Raw genomic sequence first — 1909 nt, 5'->3', positions numbered from 1 at the left:
GATCATCCCACCTGATCAGCGGGGCGACCCGGATAACCGGGTTCGACGGTGAACGGAAACGGTCCCGGAAAATCGCCGATCGTTGCGAGAGTCGCTGTCAGCCCCTGCGGCCTGTCCCAGCGCAGCACGAAATAGCCGCCCGGCTCGAGATGAAAATACGCCCGTGCGTCAGCCTCGAAGGTCAATTCGCTCTGATGCCCGCCGACCGCGGGTGCCGCCAGCAGCATCGCCCCGCCGTGCTGGCCGATGATCACCCGATGATGATGCCCGCACAGCACCGCCTTGACCTGGGAATGCCGGCCGACCAGCGCAAGAAACGCCTCCGGCGCGCGCAGGGCGATCGCGTCCATCGCGGCGATCCCGGTCATCAGCGGCGGATGATGCAAGCCGATCAGCACCGGCCGATCCGCTGCCGCCATCAGTGCCGCTTCGAGGAATGCAAGGCGTCGTGGGCATAATTCGCCATGCCCGGCACCGGGAACCACGCTGTCGAGCATGATCAGCCGCAGGTCGCCGATATCGGCGGTGTACTGCACGAACGCGGGGTCGCACGTCACCCCGGGCCAGGTCGCAAGTGCCGTGCGGCAATGCCCCCGGTGGTCATGATTGCCCGGCACCACATAGATCGGACATCCCAGCCGCCCCTCGAGCAGGCGCCGCAGCTCGGCATATTCCTCGATCTCGCCGGAATCGGTCAGATCGCCGGTGATAACCACGGCCGCCGGCGCAAGCCTCGCAAGCTGGCGAACCGCGCGTTCAGCCATCATGTTGGTTTCAACCACCCGGTTGGCCGGCAGGCCGAACGGGCGAATATGAAGGTCGGACAGATGCGCGATCAGCATGGTTCACCCCGCAGCGCGATCAGCGCGGCGGTTCGCAGCGCGGGATCGCCCAGGATCAGCACGGTGCCGTCATGCACAGCGTCGAGGCGCAGCGGGTTGCCGGACCAGTCGCACATCGCCCCTCCCGCCGCCATCACGATCGGCACCGAGGCGGCCCAGTCCCAGGGTTTGTGGCCGGCTTCGGCGATCACATCGATCTCGCCCAGGGCAACAAGCCCGGCGGCGTAGGCGTCATCCCCCCAGGAGGCGCGGCGGCAGGCGGCTTCGAGCCGATGGAAGGCGGCGAGCTGCGACGCGTCGAACCATTCCGGGCCGGTGCAGGAGAGTTCCGCCTCAGCCAACGCGGTTCGCTTGCGGCAGCCGGTGCGCCCGCCAAGGCGGCTGGTGAAATCGAGCCTGCCCTCGGCGGCCAGCCAGCGTTCGCCGATCACCGGCTGGTCGATCAGGCCAAGGATCGGCACACCGTCCTCGACCAGCGCGATCAGGGTGACGAAAGTGGGCCGGCCGGTGATGAATTCGCGCGTGCCATCGATCGGGTCGATCACCCAATTGTAGCGCCCCTGCCGCTGGTCGCCGAACTCCTCGCCGATCACGCCGAACTGGGGGAACCGCGCGGTCATGATCGCGCGGATCGCCTGTTCGGCGGCGCGGTCGGCCAGAGTCACCGGGCTGTCGTCGGATTTGTCGTCGGCGGTGAGGCCGGCGCGAAAATAGGGGCGGATGACGGCACCGGCCGCATCAGCGGCGGCGGTTGCGGCGTCGATGGCGCCGGGCGGCAGGGTGGTCATGGCGGTCCTTTGTCGAGCGAGCAGAAGGCGGTTCTTTTTTGCAAAAAAGCACCAAAAACTCTCCGACTCCAGGCCCGTGCCCTCGCAACCACCCGTACCCCAACGACCAGAAGTTTTTTGCTGCTTTTTTTCAAAAAAGCAGCCTTCCCTTCCCTTTCTTCTTTCTCACCCCCCACCCCCCATGCTGATATGCAGGTGTGACACATGCACCGACTGTTCCCTCTCTGACCGACCGCTTCGCCGCCATCATCCGCGGCCTGCGCCACGATGTCTGCCAGC

At 66.5% G+C, this 1909-nt stretch carries 3 protein-coding genes; all 3 read right to left on the bottom strand.

Annotated elements, in window-relative coordinates; all coding sequences use genetic code 11:
- Positions 1-2 precede the first annotated feature (2 nt).
- On the bottom strand, positions 3-842 hold the full coding sequence (locus ACP5E6_RS13565) for a phosphodiesterase (protein WP_427954831.1): 840 nt from the start codon (positions 840-842) through the stop codon (positions 3-5).
- On the bottom strand, positions 836-1630 hold the full coding sequence (locus ACP5E6_RS13560) for an inositol monophosphatase family protein (protein WP_427954829.1): 795 nt from the start codon (positions 1628-1630) through the stop codon (positions 836-838). Before ACP5E6_RS13560 ends, ACP5E6_RS13565 begins: the two co-directional genes overlap by 7 nt.
- A partial coding sequence (locus ACP5E6_RS13555; protein ID WP_427954827.1) for a hypothetical protein occupies positions 1627-1909 on the bottom strand: 283 nt, incomplete at its 5' end. The genes ACP5E6_RS13560 and ACP5E6_RS13555, both read right to left, overlap by 4 nt.

The sequence above is a fragment of the Acidiphilium sp. genome, from assembly GCF_049977125.1.
Lineage (GTDB): Bacteria > Pseudomonadota > Alphaproteobacteria > Acetobacterales > Acetobacteraceae > Acidiphilium.
This window is presented reverse-complemented; position numbering and strand designations above follow the sequence as displayed.

What these genes read in the sequence shown, in the direction of transcription:
- ACP5E6_RS13560 (WP_427954829.1), bottom strand. Translation starts at nt 1,630, where the DNA reads ATGACCACCCTGCCGCCCGGCGCCATCGACGCCGCAACCGCCGCCGCT.
- ACP5E6_RS13565 (WP_427954831.1), bottom strand. Translation starts at nt 842, where the DNA reads ATGCTGATCGCGCATCTGTCCGACCTTCATATTCGCCCGTTCGGCCTG.